Below are 23,907 nucleotides of genomic sequence, written 5' to 3' on the forward strand. Positions count from 1 at the left end.
CCATTCAGGGTTCAGTTCACCGGAGGAAAAGCAGATGGGGTTTTGTGTCTTTTACAGTTAGACCGTTTGGCTTGATTTGACGTATGAAACAAGTGTTTCCGTGAATTTTTCACGTTCGTCGAGGAACATCCCGTGTCCGCTCTCTTCGAATACTTCGAGACGTGAACCCGCGATGTTTTCATGCATGACTTCCGCGAATTCAAACGGGCAGACTTGGTCTTTTTTACCGTGCATGATGAGCGTATCAACCGTAATCTTCGGCAGACCGTCGCGTAAATCTTCATCACGTAAGGCAATCGCCGATTGGATCGTTCCGTGAGATGAAGCGACGACACTCAAGTTATGGAACCATTGTTGAAGAGGTTCCGGATGTTCTTTCGCAAAGAAGATTTCCCCGAATCCTTTCAGCATCGACGGACGGTCCTGTTTCGTATCTTCGATCAATGCATCGACTTCGTCTTTTGTCATCCCGTACGGGTAACCATCGCGTTGTGTGAAGACCGGTGCGGCTGCTCCCGCTAAAATCAGTTTCGAGACGTTGGATTCACCGTGATTCAAGAGGTATTTCAAAGCGATGCCGCCTCCCATCGAGAAACCAAGCAACGTGACATTCGTCAATTTTAATTGCTGAATGACTTCGTTGATGTCGGAAGCCATCGTCGTATAATCATATCCAGTGGCCGGTGCATCTGATTTTCCGTAGCCTCGGTAATCGACGCCGATATAGCGGTATCCTTCTTCAAGAAGGCGGTTTTTTTGGTATTCGAACATGTTATTGTTTGCTGGCCATCCGTGAAGCATGACGACCGGTTGTCCTGAACCGATATCTTCTACATAAATCTTCGTTCCGTCGACTGCCTGAATAAATGTACCCATCTGTAAAAACCCCCGTTGTTTTAATTGATGTAACTTCCGTGCACAATTAGAAGATACCCGGTTATAACAGGAAACTAACATCTTAATTTTAAACTGTTTTCGCAAAGTCTGTCGTTTTTGAAAGGGTTATTGATTTATTTTTAAAATAACACATAATGGAAATAGGTATTATTCAACTAACAGGGCAGAATTGATGAATGGAAATATGCGGAAAAGGCGGTAGGTTCTATGGAGATAAAAACTAAACGATGTACTGTACGTCGGTTTGAAAAAGAAAATCTTGATGATTTTATGCAATATAGAAATGATGAAAACTGGATGCAGTTTCAAGGATTCAAAGGATTGACCAAGCAAATGTATGCTAAAGAATTACTTAGCGAACCCTCTCTTTTAAAAGGTGTACAACTTGCTATAATCAACAATACAACTAATCGATTGATTGGTGATATTTATTTAAAAAGGGATCATTGCACTTTTTGGGTTGGATACACTATAAGTCCTTTTCACGCTAAGCAAGGCTATGCATATGAAGTACTTGCCGCAATTGTAGCCTGGGTCAAGCAAAAAGGTTGTGTCAGAATAAATGCGAGTGTGTCACCTGAAAATCTTCCTTCAATCAACTTACTTAAAAAGCTTAAATTTACTTTTCTATCTTCAGATGAAGGAGAACATATATATATATTGGATTTACAAAAGATGTGAACTAATTCTCAATAATCAATTCGCATAAAAGAAAATAATAATATTTGTGAAGTGATTCACTTAAACTATCGCGGGCTTTAATTAAAGAAGGACCATCAATAGGTGATCCTTCTTTACTATCCTTAAGAACTCCACTGTGGTTTTATTCGATTTTTGACAGGCTCAACTTCGCAAATTTCTTATAGTTCTTAACTGTGTCCGTACAAAGCAAAAATTTCAGGTTATTTTAGGTCAATGTACTTTCCGATTACGGCATCAATTTCCTCTGCTCTTACCCGACCTGTTCCCACTCTCAGTGCAATGCGTACAAAACTTTATGCCTCCAATAAAACACGGTAGATATATGTATGCCGCTCCTTTTAGCGATTTTAGACAATGTATAACCTACTACCATCATCTCCATAAATATCAGGATATCTGGACCCTGAAAATGGCGTGTTGGTCATTTCATTGAAGGTTTTATTGCAACCCTTACAGAGACAGCGTTGACGCGTTTTATATTTTCCGTTTCTTTTGGCCGCTGTGCTGCCGCAATGGACGCAAGCCATCCCGCTATTAAACCGGCTTTCACGAATGTGATTTAACAGCTTTGTTATCTTATCTGGTTCTTCGGGGAATAGGTCTTTTTTAAGTGCGTTGAAGGGCTCTATTTGGTCTTTAGTTGACAGTTCATATGCCTGTTCATATAGCTTAGTCCATATTGTCCAACGCCTCACTGGATTGTATTATACCAACTTTCTATTTTCAAATTTGAATTTTATTGGAAGTGAAAGGGTGTCCTCATGGTAAAATATTGTTAAAAGAAGGAAGGGGCGATTACCATCAAGAAATCTGTACTCGCAATCAGTTTTGCCAGCAGCCTGTTCCTGACGGGATGCGGGACAGAATCCTTATTACAGTTAGAACGCAATCCGAATTACTGGGAAGCTGTAAACTTTTCGGATGAATTATTTGAACCGGTACCAAAACAACAGTCAGCCTACCTCTTAAAAACATGCGAAAACACAAAAAAGACGGCTCCCCTGCCGAAGCGATACCGAACGCTTGGTGAATATGGACTTTACTTTAACTTACAACAAATCGGCACCTATACCCCGCCGATTGAATTACAATACATCGCAACAGGAGATACGTACTACTTAACGTGTCGTTCACCGAAAACGAATCGGCTGACGGCGCACCTGATTCAATTAAAAAAGCATCCTTGGCTGAAACCAACTTCAGGTCAAGAACGTACACCGATCACAGAACCGGCTTTAACCGTCCGTACATATAACAAGGCAGCAAAACGGAAGGAAGAGGTTGTAGGTGTATCAAAGAACGTGCAGCGTCTGTCAATCGAGTTTCCGGTGACAGGGCAGATCGTGTTTTTGGAAAAAGAAGAAGACGGACAACAGAAACCCCTTTTTGGCTTACCGGCATCGTTTTCCTATCCTAAAATTGAACTGTCATTTGAAAAGACAACGGATGGGCTGCAGTCTATGACCTATGCACTGGTGATCAAGTCAGACCAGTACTTTAATCAAGAAGACATCGTAAACAGGATGGGCAAACAATCCATTGAGTTGACCTATCACCCGCTTCCTGACGCCTTACCGGTGAACAAGACGATTCCGTACGTGACCTTCCAATCAAAAGACACGGAAAAGCCGCTGAATAAGACGATTTCTCTGCGTTATGAGACAACAGTAAAAGATATTCGTGTCCGCGGCTTTAACGGGATTGGAAATGATAACAAGGAAATCCATGGATTTCTGCATCCGAACGACGCTGCACTCAAAGACGGAAACTTCCGGCAATTATCTCTGTTACCGGACATGCTTGCCAAGCAGGTTTCGAACGATTTAAAGGAAGTAACGCTTGAAAAAACCCAAGGGAAACAGGCGGGCATCCGGTATATGACGTTGATTCAAAACGGGAAAAGCCAATCGTTTGAACTGTACGTAAAAGCACGCGCCAACAAAACCGATATCTATGTCAAAGATACGAAAACGAAAAAAACAGCGAAACTGTCCGGTGAAGTCGCAGCCGACCTCCTGACAGAAGTGGAGGAATAACCATGCGTCAACTGATTCCAATAGTGCTTGGAGCCGTCCTGTTGAGCGGATGCAGTCCGGAGGCAAAACCAATCCAATACACCTACTTACCGGAAGTGTATGATACGTTGAACCTGACTGACTTCAAGAAAGATGATCCGAAGCTTGGTGTTCTCATTAAACAGGTGTGCGCGACGAAACCGGTTGCCGCACCGAAAGAGTATGCAATCGGCAAACAGTATTTCGTTAATCTCGTCAGTCAGTTTCCGGAATCGATGGGCGAGCAGGCCGTCTATTTGAAAACAAAACAGGGTCGTTTTTTGTATTGCCATGATTATGTGTCAAAACCGGGTTATCACAAATTGACACGAAAACAGGACCGCTTTTCATCCGAACATCTGGTCACTCCTAAAAAACAGGTGGAGTTTCAGAAGTTATCTTCCAACTTCGAAGAAAGTGTCCGCCTCTCCGGCAGATCCTTGATGAAATCCGCGCGACAGCTGACGGTCCCGACAACCGGCTATCTCGTCGTCCGGGCAACAAATGAACAAACGAAGCAGACGGTCGTCACGAACATCATGGAACTGACACCGTTTGTCGGAGCCGTCCCGCTTGTCCTTGAATCAAATTTTCAAATTCAAGAACCGTATGAAGTCCAGCTGAACCTGATGGGACAAATCCGTTATCGCGCGTCGATCTATTCGTCGAAAGAGCGAAGTACGATCCAGTTCAAGGAGGCACCGCATACAGACGGCACTTACGGTACGGTCACGGTCAAAGAAAAAACCGGAAAGACGACCCGCTACACGCTGACCATCAAGCACGAACAACAACTTCCGCCTAATCTTGACGTGCCGCCGGACGAACTGTACGACGCGGACTATTCTTTACCGCGTTTCGCCCTGTTCCATGACCGGCCGCTCGGAAAGTTTAAATTTGTGAAGGGCGATTTAGACATAGCGGATCCGCTCTCACCCGAAGCCTACATCGAGACGTCACTCGAAGAATCAAAACGGTTGGTCCGGCTGATTGAGGACAGTGAAGAGGCAGAGCCAAAAGGGCGATTGGCCGAGCGGCAGTATTTGACGTTACTGAATAAAGGGAAAGCGCAACAGTTCAAGATTTATCTCGACCGGCGAATCAAAAAAACCGATGTCTATCTCGAAGATGTCCACCGAAAGATCAGTTTTAAGCTGTCTGCTGCAGGACGCGACGTATTGCTTGATACGTATCACATCAAATGATTTAAAATACCAGATGTTCGACAGCGTAGAGGACACCGCAAAATAAGATGAAGGCGATCCCTTCGTGTAACCACTCTTCGCGGGTCAACTGTTCCCGCAAAAAAGACGCACAGGCAATCAGCAGTGCAAAAAAGTACAGGTAGACAAAACCGCCGGACAGGAAAAAACCGATGATGAAAATCATGCCGAACAAGACCGTTAATCCTGAAACGATGCCTTTACGTGTCGTCATCTTCCCTCACCTCTCGAGGTTCAGTTTTAATCCTTTTACCCGCTTTCCGGTTTATCCATTCCAGGCAAAAAACCGTCTCTTCCCTATTCGCGGGAAAAGACGGTTTTGTTTAGGCATGCGTATGATCGGCGACGACGGCATATTCCGTCACGGCGTTTGACAGGACAAGCGGTTTGACTTCCGATGTCCCCTCGTCCCGTTTCTTATGGACGCCTTTATAGGCTTGGCTTTCTTGCCAGGCATGGAAATGCGCTTGTTTTTCCCACGTCGTCATGATCGTGACGATATCATGTTCGTCTTGACTGAGATCGACTAAGACCTGCATCCGGATAAATCCTTCCATCTGCTCGATGCCTTTAGTCGTTTGAAAACGTGCCGCGACTTGATCGGCTTTCCCGTTTTGTACACGCAATTGGTTCATCACAATCCACATACTAGATCCCCCTCTTTCTTGACTATATTCAGTATACCGAACGACTAGATCATCTTCCCACTGAGAGGACTTCAATCGAGCGTATTCGACAACCGGCGCAACTGTTCGTTGCCTTGTCGGTCGACAGCCTGAATATCAAAAAAGAGCGAACGGGGAAAGGCTTTCGGCAACGCTTGAATCGTATGGAAATGATCCTTTCGCCCGATATCAAGCGTCCGCTTGATATCTTTTAGTGGCAAAGTTCGCTCATGTTTCCCGACGGACGTGACTTTATACGGATCGAACACTAAGCGTCGCATCGTGTTCGATTTATTTTCACCATAGACGACAAAATAACGTTTTTGATCGACTTCCAGTAACCGTCCCTCAAACCAGTCGATCGGTTGCGGTGCTTGGCGAATCAGATGGACGACACGATAAGTGGAATCCGTTTGTTTTAAGATAAGCAAAAACTGCGCTTCCGACGTCTTGACGAAAGCGATCGTATGCCTGTTACCAAGCGGTTCGATCCAGTAGACTTGTCTGGTCGAGAACGGAATCTTTTCCGGTTGCTGCTCCATGACGTCGACCAGCGCTTGAGGGGTCACGCCGTAAACGACGGGCTGTGCCGTCTGTTTCAGTGGTGAGACCAGCACACCAACGAGAAAGGTGACGGTTAAGAACAACCCAATTCGCTTTTTCATGCTGATCCTGAAGACGGAACAAGTTGTTTGACGAGTGTGTACTGCGAGAATCCGGGTGGATAGTCCGCAATCACACCGACCGTCTCGTATCCGTGTTTTTTATAAAAGGCATAGGCCTGAAAAGAAAAGGTCGTCACAAGAACACGGTCGATCCCGGATTGACTCGCCAATGTTTCAATTCGGTGCAACAGTTGGCTGCCAAGACCTTGTGTGCGTAAGGAGTCCGGGAGATAAAGAAATTCTACCTCGAGCCAATCCCAATAGATCTCTCCGTAGATTCCTCCGACAATGTGCTCTTCCTCGAATACCATCACATGAACAGGACGTACTGCAGTATGGCGCTTTTTGGCATGGTGCGGGGATTGTTCATCATTATACGCCCGGATTTTTTCTTGTAGAAACGTTTTGTAGGGTGCGGATTCTTCCGTCCCTTCCTGAATTGTCAGCATCCGCCTCTCCCCCTTTTCTCATTTTCCGATTGAAAAACCTTCGAAGTAACGACCGCCTTGCGCATCGAGCCACTGTTCTAGCAAACCGATGACGGCTTGTTTTTCATCCAACCGGAAATACGCTTCAAAGGCGTCTGTCAATCGTTTGGCCTCGACCGGATCGACGATTGCCAGACTGCGGATCAGCCATTTTCCCTGCCCTGTCCAGTGACCGGACGTCCGCAAGCGGAAATCCGTCGCTTGTTCGAGCAATCGTGCTGCAATTCCGAGCCCTTCCGTCCGGTCCGTCACACCGATGAAATCATCGAGCAGATCGGTCAGGAAATAACGCGCACGGTCCGCTTCGGCAAGCGACAGCACCGGTGGACCGGCGAGCAGCTCCGTTTGCGCTTGAGCTTTTAGCGGTGCAAGCAGTGCGTGATTCCTCAGGACGAGTCCTTCGGTGACCATCCGTTGTATCGAAGGACGTCCCCGTTCCCGGTCCTGCCGGAAGAACTCCCGGATGGTCGTACTTGAATGGATGAACGCTTCAACCGGATACCCATCACTGGTGAACGATTCCCGGTAAGAGTCCGCAACGGATTCGTTGAAGACGATCAGATCTAAATCGGACGTCGCGGTCGCTTGTCCCCGGACAAAACTCCCGGCAAGTAACGCAGCGTCACAATCCGGATAGCGGGTCTCGATAATCAAACGGGCACTCTGCTTGGCACGTGACACTTGATCATTCATGGGGCTGGTTGTGTAACATCGTGTTATCGGAAGCAAAAACAGCCAATTCATCGCTCGGTACGGCGACGATCGAGACAAGACCTTTATCCGGTAACGTCATGTCGATGGCCCAGGATTCGTAATATGTATCCGACCCGTTGATGACCAGCGTTTTCCCTGAACTGAAGGTAATGAACAGATGCGGAGCAGCTTTTCCGATCCGAACGGCAATGATTCGTTCTGTATGTAATGTCACAATCAGGTGAAGCATCTCTTCTTTTGGCATATGGCGAACGACCCAGTCCTTCGAAGATTCGACATCCCCGTAATACAGACGGTCAGTCTCGATCCGGATTGAGATATCTGGAATCGTGGCATCATAGAGATTAATCAGTTCAATGCTGATGAAGCCTGTCAGGTGAATCGTCGAGATTTGAGTTCCTGTCAAATAAGTAGACACGAGCTTACGGGCGATTTGATGATCTTCTTTATTCATAATTCCACCTCTTTACGAAATAGTTGACGGTGATGTCGGTCGTGTTGTCATTTTTCTTTCTTATAAATTTACCACATATTAGCAGACGACGGGAGAGGCAACAAAAAAACAGATGACCGTTCGATGAACGTCATCTGTCTTAAAAGGTCAATTCGCTTTTTTCAGGATGTTCAGCAACCACTTCTGCAAGTCTTTGCCGCCTTCATAAAACGAACAATCGCGGAGCTCAATCGTATGTCCGCCTGTTTGAATCAATTCGTTGAACGTATTTCCGAGATCGCGGTTTTCCCACGGGCGTTCATCGTTTAAATATTTGAAACCGAAGTTGCATTCGACATTGAAGATGATATGGAACGGTTCCTTAAACGATTGGACGGCGCGGATCATTTCAACTAAAATCATCCGTTTTGGTGTTGATTTTTTAAATGTATCGATGACAGTCGTCCGGCGTCCGTGAAATTCGACGACCCGGACCGCACGTCCTTCATCGGCTTTGAAATCATAACTCGTCCGGATGGAGACGATGATTTCGCGTTGATCAGTCTGTTGCATATTCTACCACTGCCTTTCTCTCGCTTGAGTATACATCACTCGTGGCATGTCTTGAAGGGTTATTTCACAATCCGTCCCAAGAACGATTGAAACCTCCTATTATTTGGCTTATAATGAAAAATATGCTGAAAGGAGCCCGATTGTGAAACCGTTATTTTCCATTATCCTGACGATTTGTTTAATTTTTACGGGCTGTTACTGTACGCTTGACGAACAGACGGAAGGTCCCCACTTCAAGTCTCGTGCCCGAACGATCTCGAAGTACCATACGTTTGACATCGAATTTTCAAAAGGCTTACGACCGGACCAGGTCTCGAACCGGACCGTCACGATCACGGATTCGACCGGAGAACGGATGCAGACGGAACTCGAAGTCATCGATGGCAAGGAACTGCGGATCAAACCGCCCCGCTCCGGTTACCAAAAGGGTCGCCGGTACATCATACATATCCGGGACTCGATCGATGCACGAAAACAAATCAAAAGTAATACGATAAAAGAACGAATCTTCACTGTTGACCGCTGACAGGAAGGTTCGTTCTTTTATCCTTAAGTACGAAACGGGGTCCGGCACGTGCCCCGTTCAGACCGCCAGTCGAAATGTTGTTGAGGATAATGCTATGTCCTTGTTCCCGGTATTGTTGACGAGAACATCCAGTTTTCCGTACGTGGTAATCGTTTCGTCAATCAGCTGACGGACTGCCGCTTATCCGTCTTGATGGCATGGGCTGTTTCCCCGCGTCATGTGATTGCCTCAGCGACCTGATTTGCTCCGTCACCATGAATATTAGAAATAACGACTTTGGCCCCTTCGGCCGAAAATATTTCTGCCATTGCCTGACCCATACCGGAAGCTGCTCCCGTGACGATGATGACTTTTCCTTCTAAACGCATGAATAACTCACCCTTTCCGTTTGAGTTTGTCTTTTCCCTTTTTTTGACTAAACAGTCGACAAGTCAAGACGACTGGACAAAAAAACAGGAACTTAAATAGAAATGGACGACTCAATTTTTCCCAAGACATGGATAGTCCTCTGTCAATGTCATTTTACGTCGATTAAAAAAGCGACGTTCCCGTCTCCTTTTCCCCACCAAGCCGACACATGATACGTGTAGAGACCTTTCTCCGTTGGAACGGTCAGCTGGTTATCTTTCAATCGCACCTTTTTTCGGGTGCCGTTTTGTTGCCACTCCTCGACTTTAATTCGTTTTGGCGTCGGACCATCGTTGTAAGTGACATCGATGATCGCACCCGGTTTGATGACGGTCGGTGTTTGTTTTGCCGTCATGTCGAGTGGCGTCGTATAGATGTAGTCGACGCATTGTCCCCGCAAAAGACTATGCCAACAATAGGAACCACTTGTCGTCTCGAGAGAGGTTCCTTTAACCGTGACCTCCGGTTCCGGTGGTGCACCGCGGAACGGTTCAAAAAATAAAATCAATCCGCCGACTAATAAAAGAATAAGCCAAAATCCTTTTCGCATCGTTTTTGTCCTTTCTGCCTTTGAACTGTCCGTCCGAGGTTTGCTTATGCTTAAAAGAGGTTAATACTTCTAGGGTTGAGTTAAAAAATATGTAGGAGGTTTTTTGAATGATCGAAAACAAAGTCGTCATCATTACAGGAGCATCAAGTGGCATCGGGGAAGCCACTGCCAAGTTACTGGCTAAACAAGGCGCGCAACTGGTCCTCGCAGCACGCCGGGAAGATCGTTTGAAAACCTTGCAACAGGAAATCGAACAACTGGGCGGTAAAGCCGTCTATCAAGTAACGGACGTAACGGACTCAGCACAAGTCGAGCAACTGGCAAAGCTTGCGCAAGACACGTTTGGTGCGGTCGATGTTCTCGTCAACAATGCGGGCTTGATGCCGTTATCGAAACTGAACAAAAATAAACAGGATGAATGGAACAAGATGGTCGACGTCAACATCAAAGGCGTTCTCTATGGCATCGGTGCCGTGTTGCCGTACATGCGCGAGCAGAAACGCGGACACATCATCAATATCTCCTCGATTGCCGGACACGATGTCATGCCATCGAGTGCCGTCTACAGCGGGACGAAGTTTGCGGTCCGTGCCATCACGGAAGGCTTACGAAAAGAAGAATCGGTTGAGAATAACATCCGGGCGACGATCATCTCACCGGGAGCGGTCGATACCGAATTGAAAGATCACATCACGGACGAAGACATCAAACAAGGCATCGGCAACTTAAAAGCGATGGACGCAGGTGCGATTGCCCGGGCGATTGCCTACGCCGTCAATGAACCGGATGATGTCGCGGTCAACGAAATCTTAATCCGCCCGACAGCACAACAATAAGTCAAAACGAACACCGCCTGCTTATAGGCGGTGTTTTTTAATGGAGCAATTGTTCAGCGATCAACTGATAGGACCGGATCCGTTTTTGCTGATCAAAGGCGTTGTTGATCAACAGAAACTGATCGGTCTGATACCGGTCGGACAAGTCCCGCAGTTCTTTAGCGACGGTCTCCGGTGTTCCGACGATCGTCCGCCGGCGGTCGTTTTGAATACGCCGTTGCTGTTCTTCGTTCCACTGTTTCGTTTCAGTCGTCGCAAACGACGGGACGATCGAATGGCCAAGCCGGATTCCTTGAATCCAGGCATCTTGCGTCCGTGCCAATTCTTTCGCCTCGTCCATCGTCTCGGCACAGATGACGAAGACACAGACGATGACGTTGGGTGTCCGCCCGTCGACGGGAACGAATTCATCCCGATATGTCTGTAACGTCTCTTTCCACTTGTCGGGATTGATGAAGTGTCCAAACACGAGTCCGTGTCCACGCTCAGCAGCGAGTGCCGCACTGCGCGGCGACAGTCCGAGCACGGATAACGGGATCCGTTCCTCGACACGCGGCGTCGTCTTGACGATCCGGTACGGATGACGCGACGACAAGGAATCTGTCAAAAAACCTTCAACCTCGTCGAGTAACCGCGGAAATTCAGCAACGGCGTTATCTGCCCCGTCCGTCAAGGCGCGCCGGGTCCGTTCGCTGCCACCCGGTGAATTGCCGATTCCGAGTTCGATCCGGTTCGGATAAAACGCAGCCAGTGTCGAAAACGTCTCAGCGATTTTTAACGGACGGTACTGAGGTAATAACACCCCGCCGGACCCGAGTTTGATCCGGGAGGTTGCGTCCCCCATCCGGGCGATGAATAATTCCGGTGCGGCACTGAGCAGTCCGTTCGTATTGTGATGTTCAGCAAACCAATAGCGTTCATACCCGAGACGTTCTGCCTCGACGACCAATCGTTTTGTCGCTTCCATCGTTTGTACAATCGAATCCCCTTCGTGTAACGGGATTTGATCCAAGATGCCTAAACGCATGACCTCGCCTCCTCTACACATTCAGTGTACGCGGTCGATGCGGCGAATTCAAAAAGAAGGTATCGTCAGACACGGACGAGCCGGCGGTCTTCGATGATCAGTCCGTCGCGCATCTCGATTTTCCGGTTCGCCCGTTCGGCGAGAGCCGGATCATGGGTGACGAACAGGACACCGCACCCCTTTTCTTCATTGAGGGAGCGCAACAGGTTAAAGATGATTTCACCCGTTTCCGTGTCCAAATTGCCGGTCGGCTCATCCGCAAGCAACCATTTCGGTTCGTGGACAAGGGCCCGGGCGACGGCAACCCGTTGTTGCTGACCGCCGGATAGTTGTGACGGCAATGAGCTGGCTTTGTCCGCGAGTCCGACTTTCTCAAGCAAGGATAAGGCCCGATCTTTTTTGTCGTATGCTACTTTCCGTCCAAACAACGGCGCCATGACGTTTTCAAGCGCCGTCAGCGTTGGAATCAGATGAAACTGTTGAAAGATGAAGCCGACGTTCTCGAACCGGAAATCAGACAGTTCTTTGCTCTTGAGCTGATGAATCGATTGACCGCCGTATGATAACGTGCCACTCGTCGGACGATCGAGTGTCCCAATTAAGCTCAGTAGCGTCGATTTTCCCGACCCCGACGGTCCGATAATTGAGATGAAATCACCTGCTTCGAGCGTGAGATTGATATCCGATAACGCATGGGTCTCGATCCGGTCACCGGTAAAGGATTTTCCGATCTGTTGACAGATGAATGTATCTTGCATGTTTTCCCTCCTCAAGTAAGCAGCTGTCTACCTGTTTCTCCTTTTTATTGGGAATTCCTGCAAAAAAAGACCTTCTTTTTCAGAAGGTCTGCTTACGATGACATCGAAGGTCGATTGGACGACATCTTTTTTTGATACATCCATTCATACGGCACGATATAAAACAGGCAGGCAAGCGTCGCAAACTGGATGATTCCGCTGAGATTACTTCTTGATTCGACGAATGTCATCTGTCCAAAATAATCATAAAAACCAATGAACAGCAGGATCGTAAAGATGCCGGCCGTCAAATAGATTAATACCCGTAACGGAAACGGGTAACGTTTCGCGATCCATAACATCGGCAGACCAACGGCGAACGTAAACAACGTCGTCGCAAACGTGCCGAATTGATATAAAAATTCATTTTCAACGTTGGTCAAAAAGGCATAGGCTGTGAACAACAAAAAGGATCCAATTGCACTGACGGCTGAATAACTGACCAGACGCATGATGACATTTCTCCTTTCAAAAGTGAAGGCGTTTTCAAAAAAAGACAGACGACCATCATCTTGCTGACGCAAGACGATGAATGACATCAGATAAGGTTTCGGCTTCGAGTTCCGCCTCGAGTGCCTGTTGTGCACGCACGAAGGTATCATCGAGCGTCGATTGGATATTCCGACCGACCGGACAAGCTGGGTTCGGTTGTTCATGCATCGAAAATAACGTCTCTTTTGGTTCGACGGCACGGTAAATCATCAATAACGTGATGGCAGCCGGATCTTTCGTCAACGTTGCCCCCGTTTTTCCGGCGACGGTCTGCAGTAGACCTGCTTGTCGTAACAATCCTGTCAGACGGCGAATAACGACCGGATTCGTATTGACGCTTCCGGCGATGTATTCGGAAGACAATTGCTCCGGATGGGTGGCGATTAACGCCAGTATATGAACAGAAACCGCTAAACGACTATTAATCATGTGTTTCACCACCAATGCTTTCAGTTTAATGAGCTCGACGTTTAATGTCAATTGGCTTGACAATCGCAATTTCTGTAACTAAACTAATTACATGTAAAGGGTACATATTATCCAAGGAGGCGTTTCTGATGAAGATTGCGATTATTGGAGCCAGTGGAAAAGCAGGTCGTGTCATATTAGAGGAACTGGCGGAACGAGGGCATGCCTTAACGGCAATCGTCCGTGATGCAACCCGCACGAAACATGATACCGTACTCGAAAAGAATGCATTTGAACTGACGACGGAAGAATTGACGGATTTTGATGTCGTCATCAATGCGTTTGGAGCGGCTCCGGGGAACGAACACCAACATGTTGATCTCGGCCGGCATTTGATTGATCAATTGCGTGGGACGTCGACACGACTGATTATCGTCGGAGGCGCCGGCAGCCTGTACGTCGATCCAGCAAAAACGGTCCAACTGGCGGATACACCGGACTTCCCGGCGGCTTACCTGCCGACGGCGAAAAACCAGGCGAAGAATCTCGAGGATCTACAACAGACCGTCGATCTACACTGGACGTTCATCAGTCCGGCTGCGTTTTTTGATCCAGCAGGCGAACGGACCGGTCAGTATCAATTGGCGCAAGACGTCCTGACGGTGAATGCCGCCGGTGACAGTTACATCAGTTATTCGGACTATGCCATCGCTTTGGCGGACGAAGTCGAGCACCATCGTCATGATAAAGAACGGATTTCCGTTGTTTCAAAATAAAAGATGAAGCTGACTTTCTCATGTTTTGAGAGAGTCAGCTTTTTTGTACGTTATACTAAATGAAGTAAGAAAATAATCCAAAGAGGAGGTCAGATAGATTGTCTCATTTTCCAGATGAACTCGCGTTACTCGCTTTGTTTCGTGTCGAACCCATCGTGATAGATTTGACGGAAGGCTTGGATCTTTTTTATCAAGAATCGAGCTATTGTTTCTCAACTCCTACAGAAGATTTTATCGTCACCCTCTTTCCTTCGATGGATGAAGTGACCATTCAAGTTCATCAGTCGGTGACGAAACATCTCATTTCCTATCTATCCTTGAAACAAGTAACATCATTTGAAATCATACAAGATGATCAAAAAAAATCGACGATTCGTCTCCTTTTAGATAAAGAGGAAGTCCGTCAAATAATTGAAATCGATTTTCGTCCGATATTCCGCCAACGCTTAACGGAACAGTTGATTCGCTGAATTCGAGACGCTGGCACCTCCACTTTCATCCCTCTTGGTTTTCCCTTATACTAATAAAGAATGAATTAAAAAAAGTCTACTGGATGAATTTCGTTTACGCGTCACTTCTTTTTTTAAAAGGGGTATGTATGCTTATATTCATTTCGGTTTGTATTACGTTTAGAGTGAGGAGAAAAAATATGATGATTGGCTATATGCGACCATTTTTTGAAGCTCCGGCATGTGAAAGACAGGCGGATGTACTCGGTACGTACGAGACGGATGATCTCCGGATTGAGGAACATGGTTCTTCAAAATGACGAATCGTACTTGATCAAACTATGGAAAGTTTAGCCCCAAACGACGTCGTACTCATTTCCCATCTCTACGTACTGGCAGACTCGACCCGGCATCTGATTGAAGTATTGGATCTGCTCGAAGCAAAACAGGCGTATCTGGTGTCCATCCGGGAGGGCATCGATACCCGGCAGGCGTTAAACCAGTCGTTCCGCGAAATCGTCCAGCACCTCGTCGCCCTGCAAAGCGACGTCGTCAGCATGGCGACCCGTGAAGGCTTGTCAAAAGCAAAAGAACTTGGGAAGCAGACCGGACGTCCCCGAAAAGCCGATGAAAACATAAAACGCGCAATTGAGATGCATCAAAGCAAACAGTACAGCTTGGCCGACATTCGTGAACAAACGGGGATTAGAAAAAGTACACTCTACCGGTATTTGGAGCAATGAAGACAAACGATCCTTCGCACACAATCATTTGTGAAAGGGATCGTTTTCTACTAGAGAGGAGAATATACGATGATGAATGACTTTGATATGTTACAGGACAGCTTACAAAAACGGTTTGGAGCACACATCCACCGTCACCCCACTGTCGAATGGAATGAGATTCAAACGAAGTTATCCGCAGCAACTCTTCGGTCATTAGACTGGATGGAACAGTCGGGTGGAGAACCGGACGTCGTATCGATGCCGGACGGTCGTCTGCTTGTGATCGATTGTGCCCCGGAAAGTCCAACCGGACGACGTAGTTTGTGTTACGACGATCCAGCGCTCGAGAAACGCAAGAAAAATAAACCGGCTGGCAGTGCAGTCGCGACAGCAACAGCACATGGTGTTTCGTTATTGACAGAGGACGATTATCGTCATCTGCAAACGTTAGGCGAGTTTGATTTGAAGACATCGAGCTGGATTGAAACGCCAGAGACGATCCGGGCACAAGGTGGCGCCCTCTTTTGCGATCGGCGGTATGATCACATTTTCGTCTATCACAATAGAGCGGATTCCTATTATGCTAATCGTGGGTTTCGAACGTATGTGGTGCTTTAAGTCTTAAGAAATGGATTAGAGCAAATGGATTTTATGCCTATTCTAATTGTTAAGAGACACAAACTTGGAGACCAATACATCAAAACTCGAAAGGAGCATTGTTCATTTGCACCCTTCCTATCAAAAGCTGCTTTCCTACGTAAGTGAGATTAAGCATCTAAACCATAGCAGTGCTGCAGCGGTAGTTGTCATGCAGAATGATCAAATCATTTTAGAACATTATGAAGGAGTTCACGGTAACGAACATTCGAATTTGATTGGTATAGATTCGATGTTCAATATTGCTTCCGCTCGTAAAAGTTATTTAGCGTTAGCAATTGGTTATGCGTTGTATGAAAAAAAGATTCACAGTCTTGATGATTGTGTCTCGAAATACTTGAAAAACTACGATCAACAGATTTTCCAGGGCACGACCATTCGGCATCTTATGACTCACTCACATGGTTTGGATGAACGAGATGACGGATCGATTTACAGGGAGTTCGCTGCAGGTGAAAGTTGGGCCTACCGTGGAATCAATATCCGGATTATCACGGAACTGTTTAAGTATCTATATGACTATGATTTCACTCAATTATTGAAGGAGCGCGTCTTCATGCCATTAGGATTTAAATCTACCGAATGGTCAACGGAGGAGTCGGAAGCTTTGGTCAAAGTCATCGATTACCCTGAGCAGAAGGCAACGTTCCAGCTGTACCCGTATGATGACGGAATGGGTTCAAACCTGCACACGACAGCAAGAGAATTTGCGTTATGGGGAAATCTTCATCTGAACATGGGACGTCATGAAGGGATTCAAGTTGTCCCGGAAGACGTCATTCGGCTCTGTACATCCATTCAAAGTCTTCAGTACGACGATGGACGACTTCCTGCCAATGGATTGTTTTGGTACGTGCAAGAAAAAGCAAAGGAAAGAAGTGAAATAGGAGAATGTGTTCCAAAAGGTTCTTATCAAATTCTTGGAAACACTGGTCCACTCTTACTCGTAGTACCCGAAAACCACCTTGTTGTTGTGAGGATGTATAATAAACGGTATAACTATGGCGGTAAGAACTATCTCCACTATCTTCGTGAGTTTAGTAATAGAGCCTCGGACGCGTTTACGATTCCGTCATGCTCAAAAATGCATCGATTATGAACACAAAAAGGTCAGCAAAACAGTTCGTGTTTTGCTGACCTTTTTGTCGTGGAATGAGAAAATCTTTTAACTTTTCAGAAAGCGTCACCTTGCTGATCAATATACTCCTATCGCTCAGTATAATATCAAGAAAGTAAATATGTGAATTGTCATTTTTTGTATGTATTATTCAAGGCATTTGCTATAATTTAGTGTGCCCTATTGGCATCTCCTATAAATTATCACGCATACATACGTTTTGATATGAGCTGAAGCATTAAAAATAAGGCAGGTGAAGCTTTTGTTGTGGTTTGGAATGATGATTGGGATTTTAGTGACCCTACTTTGTCGATGGATATTCAAAAAGATGCGTCCGCTGTCTCCACCTTCGACGATTGCTGCATTCGGGAATCACTCCAAGGACATCATGTATATTTTTGAAGTCAGACCGGTCTATCGCTTTCGTTATATCAGTCCTTCTCTCGATGAACATATCGGTGTCGGCACGGTCAAAGCGAGTTATGCCGATCCGTCTGATTGTTTCGACCGGATTCATCCGGATGATGTCGAGATTTTGATGTCGAAAATCTCGGGTAACTGCAACTACGACGAACCGTTCTTACAACGTTGGCGGACGAATGACGGTACATATATTTGGTTTGAAGAATACACGACACCGATTTATGAAAACGGTGAAATCGTTGCCGTTCAAGGAGTAATTCGAAATATGGACGCAGCTAAAGCCAGGCAGCAGGAACTCGAACAACTGTGTCAGCGGGATACGTTGACCGGACTCTACAATCGCCATGCATTCGACTCCTTGATCGAAGAGATGATATCCTCTGAAGCCATTCCGCTGGGTGTCCTCACGCTGGATCTGAATGATTTAAAACGGGTCAATGACCGGTTTGGTCATATCGCGGGTGATGCGTTGCTCCAACAGACGGCCCTTTGCTTAAGCCGTTTCAGCCAAGAGGCGTTCCGTCTCGGGGGAGATGAATTCGTCATCGTCTGCCAGGGGTACACGGAACAGCAGTGTCTCCATTTGCTGGAACAATTACGGAGCGAGTTCCTCAAACATGACCTGTCGATTGCCGTTGGGTTTGCGTATGATGAAGCAACAACCGATGTAGTGACCGTGTTTCAAAAAGCGGATCAAGCGATGTACAGCGAGAAGCAGCGGACTAAATCACTCGTTTGACTGAATCAAGATGCGTTCGAGCCTTTCATTAAACAGCTTAGGTTGGTCCAGGTTCGCCGTATGCCCGGAAGCCGGAATTAAGTCAATCACTGCTGTTGGATAAGCCTCCTTTATCAGTTCAGCTCCTGCCACTTCATATGCCTGCTCCGTCCCGTTCAAAATATAGACGGGAACGTCTAGTCCTTGTAACGTTTCCGCAGACAGGCTTGGATAACGAAACGTCATTTGGTGCAACACCCGTTGCATCGTCGTCTGCCAACGCGCTCCATGAAGCGTTGCGAACTGGGCCGCCATTGACGGTTCATGCTGTTCGATGTCCAGGAAATAGTCGTATTGCTGTGCCATAATGTCCGTCAGTTCTTCCGGAACACTTGGGGTATACCCGGTCAAAATGATGCCATCGACTAGCATGGGTGCTGCGAGTGCGACTTGAATCGCAAGTGTTGCGCCGAGCGACAGACCGACGAGATGACCAGACCCTGTTTTACGCATGTGCTCAATGACGTGATGTACTGCCTGATCCACATAATCGACTGCGGCATCATTAGGTGACGTCCCGTGACCGGGTAAATCGATCAAAATGACGTCATAGTCGTGTTTAAAATGTGTGAGTTGCTGCTCAAAATGGGTTTCCCCTGTTCCCATGAAGCCGTGTAAAAAGTAAATCCGTTTCATTCTGACACGTCCTTTACTTGAGTTTGGTCGAGCTGTCGGATTGCCGCGATGACAAGTTCTGGCCGATCGAGGTGAACGGCATGGCCTGCTCCTTCAGCAAACCGAATCGTTGCCGTTTTTGTCAGGTTCGCCTGTCGTAATATGAGTTGATGCCACGTCTCTTCCAGCTGACGCACTTCCGTTTCCGGTAATCCGTCTTGCAGTCCTTCGGCAATGGCTTGCCTTTGATCCCGTCCGATGACAATCAGTGGCAAGTCGGGAAACGTGTTTCTTTTTATCCGTTGCGCATCCACTTTCCAGTGTGCGACTTCCTCCGCCATCATCGCATACAGTGCCGGTTCGGTTTGGAAGTTGAGCAGTGCTGACTGAATCATCTGCGGTAATCGTTGTTGTGCCGGCGTCAGTACCGGTTGCACCAAAAGACGTAACTGATCGTTCGTTTGTGTTGCATAATGCTGGCATTGTTCGATCCAAGTGACATCGGATGACAGGGTATCGAGCACCGGTGTATCAAGAGTATCCAGTTCGTGTAAGTCAACCGACGTCGAATCGACCAATAGCAGCCCTTTTAACTGATCGGGATACCGGATTGCGAACTCTTGGGCAATCAATCCCCCATAGGAATGACCGACCAGAAGAATCGGTTCGCCTACGCCGCAATGGTTCAACAGTGTTTGCAGTTGTTGGACAGCGTGACTGGTCCGGTGAATCCCGTCCCCTTCCCTCCATGAATGCCGGTGGAAGCTGAGCACCCGGTTGGTTGTTTGAAGTGTTTGGACAATCTCATACCATTCATGATAGGAACAGCCCATTCCGGTCAAAATCACGATGGGTGTGCCGGCTGTTTGTGTATCCAGATACTGTACTGGGTCAAATGAAGATATTTTTGTTTGCATGTGACTCTCCTTGTGCAATCAGTTTAACAAATATAGATATAGTGATGTTCTGCACAGATGTAAGATATCCTGTTTAAGTCCTGTAATTGATTTTATATTAACATTACGGTAATTGAAATATATATAATAAATAGAAGTTGCTATTTCATGACCCTCTCCGCTGTTTTATTTGATCTCGACGGGACGTTACTTGATCGTACGACTTCTTTGCAGCTCTTTTTGAAATCTCAACATGCTCGTCTGATTGCGCCCGTTTCAACTTGTCCACTTGACGCTTATCAAACCCTCTTTCTGACCTTTGATCAAAACGGTCTCGTCTGGAAGGATGTCGTCTATCAAAAACTAATCACCCACTTTCAGCTTGAAGGTGTCACTGCTACTGAGTTGTTACAAGACACTGCTCTCAGCGTTTGCCTCAAGCAGTGTCTTGTTCCCTCAAATGCTCGAACGTTTGCAACGTCTATCACACACGTATCGCCTTGGACTCATAACGAACGGTCGGAGTGACTTGCAACGATCGGTCATCGCCCACCATCAGTTGGAGACATTTTTTGATCCGATCCTGATGACGGAAGAAGTTGGTCTTGCGAAACCCGATCCGGCTTTGTTCCTCCGTCCCGTAAAAGACTGGGGACTCACACCGGAACAGGTCCTGTTTATCGGGGATCATCCACTGCATGATATCAAAGGAGCAGAAGCAGTTGGCATGACGGCGGTATTAAAAAGTAATCAACCGGTCGTCAATAGTCCGTCCTCCTACACTGTGAACGATTGGTCGGAACTCGAACCCATTCTCATACAACTTAACTCAGAAAGAAGGTCACGCTTATGACAACTACTTACCAGATTCGGCCGTACCACGAACAGGATTTCCCCGCCATTCAGCGCTTAAATGCTGCGGAAGGCTGGAACCAGCTCGTCCGTCTGCATGAACGGACCCAACTCGCTTGGCAACATTCAAACGCGGCGCTTGTCGTCGAACATGCGGGAGACGTCATCGGTTATGTCCGCGGAATGACAGACACTCAGGTCACGTTGTACATCTGTGAATTACTGATTGATGCTGATTTCCGTGGGAGAGGGCTCGGTCAACAGCTGTTCGCTCGTCTCCATGACTGGTATCCGACGACCCGGATTGAGGTCCTGGCGTCAAGCAGCTCGGAAAGTTTTTACCGCGGTCAGGCATTTCGCCCGTTTTACGGCTTTCGGAAGTCCTTTGAGTAATTGGTGTTACTGGTTCAACTGCCCCCAGACATCATCAAATACTGGACCGTTGACGGCAAAGTAAAGGTCGAGCGGTTCATAATAAACATAGCCTTCACGAATCAACCGGAATTGGTTCGTCACCCCGTCTGCCATCGTCACGTTCAGAATCCGCAGGTCGGTGTCATTTTGATACTCGACGACATCCGCCGCAAGATCCGACTCGCGTAACGGAACCGCCTTGCTCAATTCAGCAAATAATTGTCGCAGCTGGGATCCTGCGGAAATCGGTTCCGAGCTGGTCGATTCCCATGTCGAGAACGTTTGATAATTAGCACGAAGAATTGTCTGTTGCAGGTGAAGCTGTTGGAAATAATCCGGACGGAATGTCGACCGGTCCAGCACACGGACGATTTCAGCCCCGTCTTCCTGTCCGACCGCGAGCAGTCGGATCGCGGGATCATATCCTTTTACGACGTAAATCGTATAATTCTCTAGATTCGATCCAAGTGATTGCTTGACGTTAACGGCTTCCGCGCCTTCGGTCCAGGTGTTTTGGGAGACACCTAACTTTTGTCCACGCAACTGAAACTCCGTTTCTTCCGCGATTGTCGTATCACTTTGCAGGTATATCGCTTTCTGGTAGACAAGTCCTGGAATCATCGAGGCGGTCGATTGGTCGATCGGCGGCTGGATCCAGGACTCCGTCCGGTCGTACTGCAGGACGCCGAGCACGAGCACAGCCGCTACAGCCAGTCGTGATAATAAGCGACCCCACTTTGTCCGGTAGAGTCCCTGCTCCATCCGGGCGTGAACGGTATCCGGTACGGGAATGTCTTTTAATGCTGTCTCAAGTTGCTGTTTCATCCGGACTCTCCTCCTTTCGCTTGCTGCCGTTGTAATTTTTGAATCGCCCGGTATAACGTACTTTTCACCGTACTGATCGGAATGTCGAGTAAATCAGCGATTTCCTGAAAGGAATAATCGGCTTGATACCGTAACGTGACTAACGACCGTTCCCTGACATCGAGTCGTTCAAGTAAGTCAGTCAGGTACAGTTGATCAACGACCACATGTTCAAACGACGGGATTTGCGGCTCACTCCTATCCTGTGCCGTATCGTTTGTCCAGACCAGCACTTGGTATTTCTTAAGATGATCGAGTGCTGCATTGATCGTGATCCGGGTCAGCCAAGTCTTAAAATAGGTGACATCCTGCAGTGACTTTCGGTACTTCCAGGCGCGAAAAGCGACTTCCTGCACGTTTTCGAGCGCTTCCTGCTCGTGTTTTAAATACAGATACGACATCCGGTAAATATAGCGTTCTTCGGCATATAACGCTGCGAGAAAAGCATCATCCATCCAACTTCCGGCGATTTTTTTACGGAACACAGCACTCCTCCCTTTCCTTTCTATATCATTAGACTGATTATGTTCCGATTTAGTTTCAAAAATCTGTAAAAAAATTATAGGACAGGGGATATTCAAATGAATTTTTACACGGCCAGCAGCTTCCGCAATATCGAAGACGTACGTTTCATAAACGACCAACTGATCAAGCGAGGTCATCATTTGACATACGACTGGACACAATCGGAACGGGTCGATACACCGGCTGCCCTGCAATGGATCGGACAGCTGGAACTCGATGCCGTACGGGCGAGCGAGTACTTAATTTTGGTGCTCCCTGCCGGAAAAGGCAGCCACGTCGAGCTCGGGATTGCCCTTGCCAATCAGATTCCGATTTTTCTTTGCATGACGGACGAAACTTGTTGGACCGGTCCGGAAGCGAGCACGTTTTATCATATTGACGGCATTATGAAGTGTATCGGTCCTTCCAAAGGCTGGGTCCAGACTATTCTAGACGCAATGAACGAGCAGACTGTCCGGTGAGATTGTGCTGAAAGAACGAATCTGCCAAAGTGTTAATATGCCTCAGCTAAACACAACGTTTAGCTGATTTTTTTATTCTCATTCAACCGGAAACTTCTGTTTCTATTCTTTATTTAATAAATCTTTTTTAAATAGACAAAATTTTCAAATGATACTACACTTATTTTACCTTAATTTGTAAAAGGAGTGGTCGAATGGATATCATCGTCAAAGACGTCTCGCACACATTCAACCAGGCGGGACTACAGAGTGAAGTCTTAAAAGCGTTAACCTGTCAGTTTTCTGCAAGTGATATCACCGCCCTTGTCGGACCGTCCGGATCGGGCAAATCGACCTTTTTAAGTCTGATCGGCTCGCTCGACCGGCCGACATCGGGGCAGATCGACTATGACGGACAAGACATTACGAAGTGGAAGAACCGTCAATTGTCGAAGTTCCGGGCGCAGGAAATCGGCTTCGTGTTCCAACAGTTTCACCTTTTGCCGGCGTTGACGGTCAAAGAAAATCTGCTCGTTCCTCTGCTGAAACAAAAAGCGGACTTTAACAAAGAGGACCGGATTGCGGAAATCTTGGAAAAAGTCGGATTGACAGCGAAACAGCATGCCTTACCGGCACAGTTATCCGGTGGTCAACAGCAACGGGTCGCGATCGCCCGAGCCCTGATCAATCGCCCGCGCTGGATTCTCGCCGACGAACCGACCGGCAATCTCGACTCGGTCAACGGGGAGATGATCTTTCAACTGTTGCTCGATCTCCATCAGGAAGAACAATGCGGCATCCTGTTCATCACGCACGATTTGGCACTCGCTGAACGGGCGGACCGGATTTTATTCATGCAGGATGGTCGGATTGTCGAAGATCGGCGGAAACAGACGGTTCGAAGTGTATGAAAAAATA

The 23,907-nt window shown here is 47.1% G+C and carries 33 protein-coding genes and 1 pseudogene; 15 read left to right on the forward strand and 19 right to left on the reverse strand.

Features of this window, described 5'->3' with window-relative positions:
- Nucleotides 1-57: 57 nt before the first annotated feature.
- Nucleotides 58-876 carry an alpha/beta fold hydrolase gene (locus BLD48_RS09580; RefSeq protein WP_071500019.1) on the reverse strand — a complete coding sequence of 273 codons (819 nt, stop codon included), beginning with the start codon at nt 874-876 and terminating at the stop codon, nt 58-60.
- Between the two features lie 228 nt (nt 877-1,104).
- On the opposite strand from BLD48_RS09580, the gene BLD48_RS09585 reads away from it, so the two are divergent.
- A complete protein-coding gene (locus tag BLD48_RS09585) occupies nt 1,105-1,578 on the forward strand; it encodes a GNAT family N-acetyltransferase (protein ID WP_026828276.1) in 474 nt (157 codons plus the stop codon).
- 163 nt (nt 1,579-1,741) lie between these two features.
- On the opposite strand, the pseudogene BLD48_RS16480 reads toward BLD48_RS09585, so the two are convergent.
- Nucleotides 1,742-2,279, reverse strand: a pseudogene (locus BLD48_RS16480) (transposase); the annotation flags it as partial.
- 621 nt (nt 2,280-2,900) lie between these two features.
- On the opposite strand from BLD48_RS16480, the gene BLD48_RS16485 reads away from it, so the two are divergent.
- Together BLD48_RS16485 and BLD48_RS09595 are read left to right on the forward strand one after the other, a co-directional pair.
- Nucleotides 2,901-3,635, forward strand: coding sequence for a hypothetical protein (locus BLD48_RS16485; protein WP_236629985.1), 735 nt, complete (start codon nt 2,901-2,903; stop codon nt 3,633-3,635).
- Between the two features lie 2 nt (nt 3,636-3,637).
- On the forward strand, nt 3,638-4,858 hold the full coding sequence (locus tag BLD48_RS09595; RefSeq protein WP_071500021.1) for a hypothetical protein: 1,221 nt from the start codon (nt 3,638-3,640) through the stop codon (nt 4,856-4,858).
- A gap of 1 nt (nt 4,859) precedes the next feature.
- Here the strand turns inward: BLD48_RS09595 and BLD48_RS09600 are convergent, their stop codons facing one another.
- From BLD48_RS09600 to BLD48_RS09630, 7 genes are all read right to left on the reverse strand, one after another.
- The gene (locus BLD48_RS09600; RefSeq protein WP_071500022.1) at nt 4,860-5,090 is read right to left on the reverse strand and encodes a hypothetical protein; all 231 of its coding nucleotides are present in this window, start codon (nt 5,088-5,090) and stop codon (nt 4,860-4,862) included.
- A 109-nt stretch (nt 5,091-5,199) separates the two neighbouring features.
- The gene (locus BLD48_RS09605; protein WP_071500023.1) at nt 5,200-5,523 is read right to left on the reverse strand and encodes an antibiotic biosynthesis monooxygenase; all 324 of its coding nucleotides are present in this window, start codon (nt 5,521-5,523) and stop codon (nt 5,200-5,202) included.
- Between the two features lie 71 nt (nt 5,524-5,594).
- Entirely contained in the window at nt 5,595-6,206 is a 612-nt protein-coding gene (locus BLD48_RS09610; protein WP_071500024.1) for a hypothetical protein, read from the reverse strand.
- On the reverse strand, nt 6,203-6,655 hold the full coding sequence (locus tag BLD48_RS09615; RefSeq protein WP_071500025.1) for a GNAT family N-acetyltransferase: 453 nt from the start codon (nt 6,653-6,655) through the stop codon (nt 6,203-6,205). Before BLD48_RS09615 ends, BLD48_RS09610 begins: the two co-directional genes overlap by 4 nt.
- Before the next feature lie 18 nt (nt 6,656-6,673).
- Complete coding sequence (locus BLD48_RS09620; RefSeq protein ID WP_071500026.1) at nt 6,674-7,387, reverse strand: nucleotidyltransferase domain-containing protein; 714 nt, start codon at nt 7,385-7,387, stop codon at nt 6,674-6,676.
- Nucleotides 7,380-7,862, reverse strand: a complete 483-nt coding sequence (locus BLD48_RS09625; RefSeq protein ID WP_071500027.1) for a hypothetical protein — start codon at nt 7,860-7,862, stop codon at nt 7,380-7,382. Before BLD48_RS09625 ends, BLD48_RS09620 begins: the two co-directional genes overlap by 8 nt.
- A gap of 147 nt (nt 7,863-8,009) precedes the next feature.
- Nucleotides 8,010-8,414: a hypothetical protein gene (locus BLD48_RS09630; protein WP_071500028.1), complete on the reverse strand. Its 405-nt coding sequence runs from the start codon at nt 8,412-8,414 to the stop codon at nt 8,010-8,012.
- A gap of 142 nt (nt 8,415-8,556) precedes the next feature.
- Between BLD48_RS09630 and BLD48_RS09635 the strand changes: the two genes are divergently transcribed.
- Nucleotides 8,557-8,940 (forward strand): hypothetical protein, encoded by a 384-nt coding sequence (locus tag BLD48_RS09635; protein WP_014970421.1) that lies wholly within the window; start codon nt 8,557-8,559, stop codon nt 8,938-8,940.
- 215 nt (nt 8,941-9,155) lie between these two features.
- Here the strand turns inward: BLD48_RS09635 and BLD48_RS16490 are convergent, their stop codons facing one another.
- Together BLD48_RS16490 and BLD48_RS09640 are read right to left on the reverse strand one after the other, a co-directional pair.
- Complete coding sequence (locus BLD48_RS16490; RefSeq protein ID WP_236629986.1) at nt 9,156-9,308, reverse strand: SDR family NAD(P)-dependent oxidoreductase; 153 nt, start codon at nt 9,306-9,308, stop codon at nt 9,156-9,158.
- 149 nt (nt 9,309-9,457) lie between these two features.
- Entirely contained in the window at nt 9,458-9,898 is a 441-nt protein-coding gene (locus BLD48_RS09640) for a hypothetical protein (protein WP_071500029.1), read from the reverse strand.
- A 107-nt stretch (nt 9,899-10,005) separates the two neighbouring features.
- On the opposite strand from BLD48_RS09640, the gene BLD48_RS09645 reads away from it, so the two are divergent.
- Entirely contained in the window at nt 10,006-10,734 is a 729-nt protein-coding gene (locus BLD48_RS09645; protein ID WP_071500030.1) for an SDR family oxidoreductase, read from the forward strand.
- 37 nt (nt 10,735-10,771) lie between these two features.
- Here BLD48_RS09645 and BLD48_RS09650 read toward each other — a convergent pair whose 3' ends face one another.
- From BLD48_RS09650 to BLD48_RS09665, 4 genes are all read right to left on the reverse strand, one after another.
- Nucleotides 10,772-11,761 carry an LLM class flavin-dependent oxidoreductase gene (locus BLD48_RS09650; RefSeq protein ID WP_071500031.1) on the reverse strand — a complete coding sequence of 330 codons (990 nt, stop codon included), beginning with the start codon at nt 11,759-11,761 and terminating at the stop codon, nt 10,772-10,774.
- A gap of 65 nt (nt 11,762-11,826) precedes the next feature.
- Nucleotides 11,827-12,519, reverse strand: a complete 693-nt coding sequence (locus BLD48_RS09655; RefSeq protein WP_071500032.1) for an ABC transporter ATP-binding protein — start codon at nt 12,517-12,519, stop codon at nt 11,827-11,829.
- 92 nt (nt 12,520-12,611) lie between these two features.
- Nucleotides 12,612-13,010, reverse strand: coding sequence for a hypothetical protein (locus BLD48_RS09660; RefSeq protein WP_071500033.1), 399 nt, complete (start codon nt 13,008-13,010; stop codon nt 12,612-12,614).
- A gap of 55 nt (nt 13,011-13,065) precedes the next feature.
- Nucleotides 13,066-13,479, reverse strand: a complete 414-nt coding sequence (locus BLD48_RS09665) for an Rrf2 family transcriptional regulator (RefSeq protein ID WP_071500034.1) — start codon at nt 13,477-13,479, stop codon at nt 13,066-13,068.
- A gap of 128 nt (nt 13,480-13,607) precedes the next feature.
- Here BLD48_RS09665 and BLD48_RS09670 point away from each other — a divergent pair, with 128 nt between their 5' ends.
- From BLD48_RS09670 to BLD48_RS09695, 6 genes are all read left to right on the forward strand, one after another.
- A complete protein-coding gene (locus BLD48_RS09670) occupies nt 13,608-14,234 on the forward strand; it encodes an NAD(P)-dependent oxidoreductase (protein WP_071500035.1) in 627 nt (208 codons plus the stop codon).
- 98 nt (nt 14,235-14,332) lie between these two features.
- Entirely contained in the window at nt 14,333-14,704 is a 372-nt protein-coding gene (locus BLD48_RS09675; RefSeq protein WP_071500036.1) for a hypothetical protein, read from the forward strand.
- Between the two features lie 302 nt (nt 14,705-15,006).
- Nucleotides 15,007-15,426, forward strand: a complete 420-nt coding sequence (locus BLD48_RS09680; RefSeq protein WP_304456951.1) for a recombinase family protein — start codon at nt 15,007-15,009, stop codon at nt 15,424-15,426.
- A 69-nt stretch (nt 15,427-15,495) separates the two neighbouring features.
- On the forward strand, nt 15,496-16,026 hold the full coding sequence (locus BLD48_RS09685; RefSeq protein ID WP_071500037.1) for a DUF4256 domain-containing protein: 531 nt from the start codon (nt 15,496-15,498) through the stop codon (nt 16,024-16,026).
- Nucleotides 16,027-16,132: 106 nt separating this feature from the next.
- Entirely contained in the window at nt 16,133-17,164 is a 1,032-nt protein-coding gene (locus BLD48_RS09690; protein WP_071500038.1) for a serine hydrolase domain-containing protein, read from the forward strand.
- 346 nt (nt 17,165-17,510) lie between these two features.
- The gene (locus BLD48_RS09695) at nt 17,511-18,344 is read left to right on the forward strand and encodes a sensor domain-containing diguanylate cyclase (protein ID WP_071500039.1); all 834 of its coding nucleotides are present in this window, start codon (nt 17,511-17,513) and stop codon (nt 18,342-18,344) included.
- Here BLD48_RS09695 and BLD48_RS09700 read toward each other — a convergent pair.
- On the reverse strand, nt 18,333-19,019 hold the full coding sequence (locus BLD48_RS09700; RefSeq protein WP_071500040.1) for an alpha/beta fold hydrolase: 687 nt from the start codon (nt 19,017-19,019) through the stop codon (nt 18,333-18,335). The two genes, BLD48_RS09695 and BLD48_RS09700, sit on opposite strands and share 12 nt — an antisense overlap.
- Nucleotides 19,016-19,915: an alpha/beta fold hydrolase gene (locus tag BLD48_RS09705; protein ID WP_071500041.1), complete on the reverse strand. Its 900-nt coding sequence runs from the start codon at nt 19,913-19,915 to the stop codon at nt 19,016-19,018. The genes BLD48_RS09700 and BLD48_RS09705 overlap by 4 nt, the downstream gene beginning before the upstream one ends.
- Before the next feature lie 367 nt (nt 19,916-20,282).
- On the opposite strand from BLD48_RS09705, the gene BLD48_RS09715 reads away from it, so the two are divergent.
- Together BLD48_RS09715 and BLD48_RS09720 are read left to right on the forward strand one after the other, a co-directional pair.
- Nucleotides 20,283-20,747 carry an HAD family hydrolase gene (locus BLD48_RS09715; protein WP_143082933.1) on the forward strand — a complete coding sequence of 155 codons (465 nt, stop codon included), beginning with the start codon at nt 20,283-20,285 and terminating at the stop codon, nt 20,745-20,747.
- Nucleotides 20,744-21,139: a GNAT family N-acetyltransferase gene (locus BLD48_RS09720; protein ID WP_071500044.1), complete on the forward strand. Its 396-nt coding sequence runs from the start codon at nt 20,744-20,746 to the stop codon at nt 21,137-21,139. The genes BLD48_RS09715 and BLD48_RS09720 overlap by 4 nt, the downstream gene beginning before the upstream one ends.
- 6 nt (nt 21,140-21,145) lie before the next feature.
- Here BLD48_RS09720 and BLD48_RS09725 read toward each other — a convergent pair whose 3' ends face one another.
- On the reverse strand, nt 21,146-21,985 hold the full coding sequence (locus tag BLD48_RS09725) for a hypothetical protein (protein ID WP_071500045.1): 840 nt from the start codon (nt 21,983-21,985) through the stop codon (nt 21,146-21,148).
- On the reverse strand, nt 21,982-22,509 hold the full coding sequence (locus tag BLD48_RS16070; RefSeq protein WP_161487710.1) for an RNA polymerase sigma factor: 528 nt from the start codon (nt 22,507-22,509) through the stop codon (nt 21,982-21,984). The genes BLD48_RS09725 and BLD48_RS16070 overlap by 4 nt, the downstream gene beginning before the upstream one ends.
- Nucleotides 22,510-22,605: 96 nt before the next feature.
- Between BLD48_RS16070 and BLD48_RS09735 the strand changes: the two genes are divergently transcribed.
- Together BLD48_RS09735 and BLD48_RS09740 are read left to right on the forward strand one after the other, a co-directional pair.
- Nucleotides 22,606-23,010: a TIR domain-containing protein gene (locus tag BLD48_RS09735; RefSeq protein ID WP_071500046.1), complete on the forward strand. Its 405-nt coding sequence runs from the start codon at nt 22,606-22,608 to the stop codon at nt 23,008-23,010.
- 194 nt (nt 23,011-23,204) lie between these two features.
- Complete coding sequence (locus BLD48_RS09740) at nt 23,205-23,900, forward strand: ABC transporter ATP-binding protein (RefSeq protein ID WP_071500047.1); 696 nt, start codon at nt 23,205-23,207, stop codon at nt 23,898-23,900.
- The last annotated feature ends 7 nt before the right edge of the window (nt 23,901-23,907 follow it).

This window comes from Exiguobacterium sp. KRL4 (genome assembly GCF_001870785.1).
Classification (GTDB): domain Bacteria; phylum Bacillota; class Bacilli; order Exiguobacteriales; family Exiguobacteriaceae; genus Exiguobacterium_A.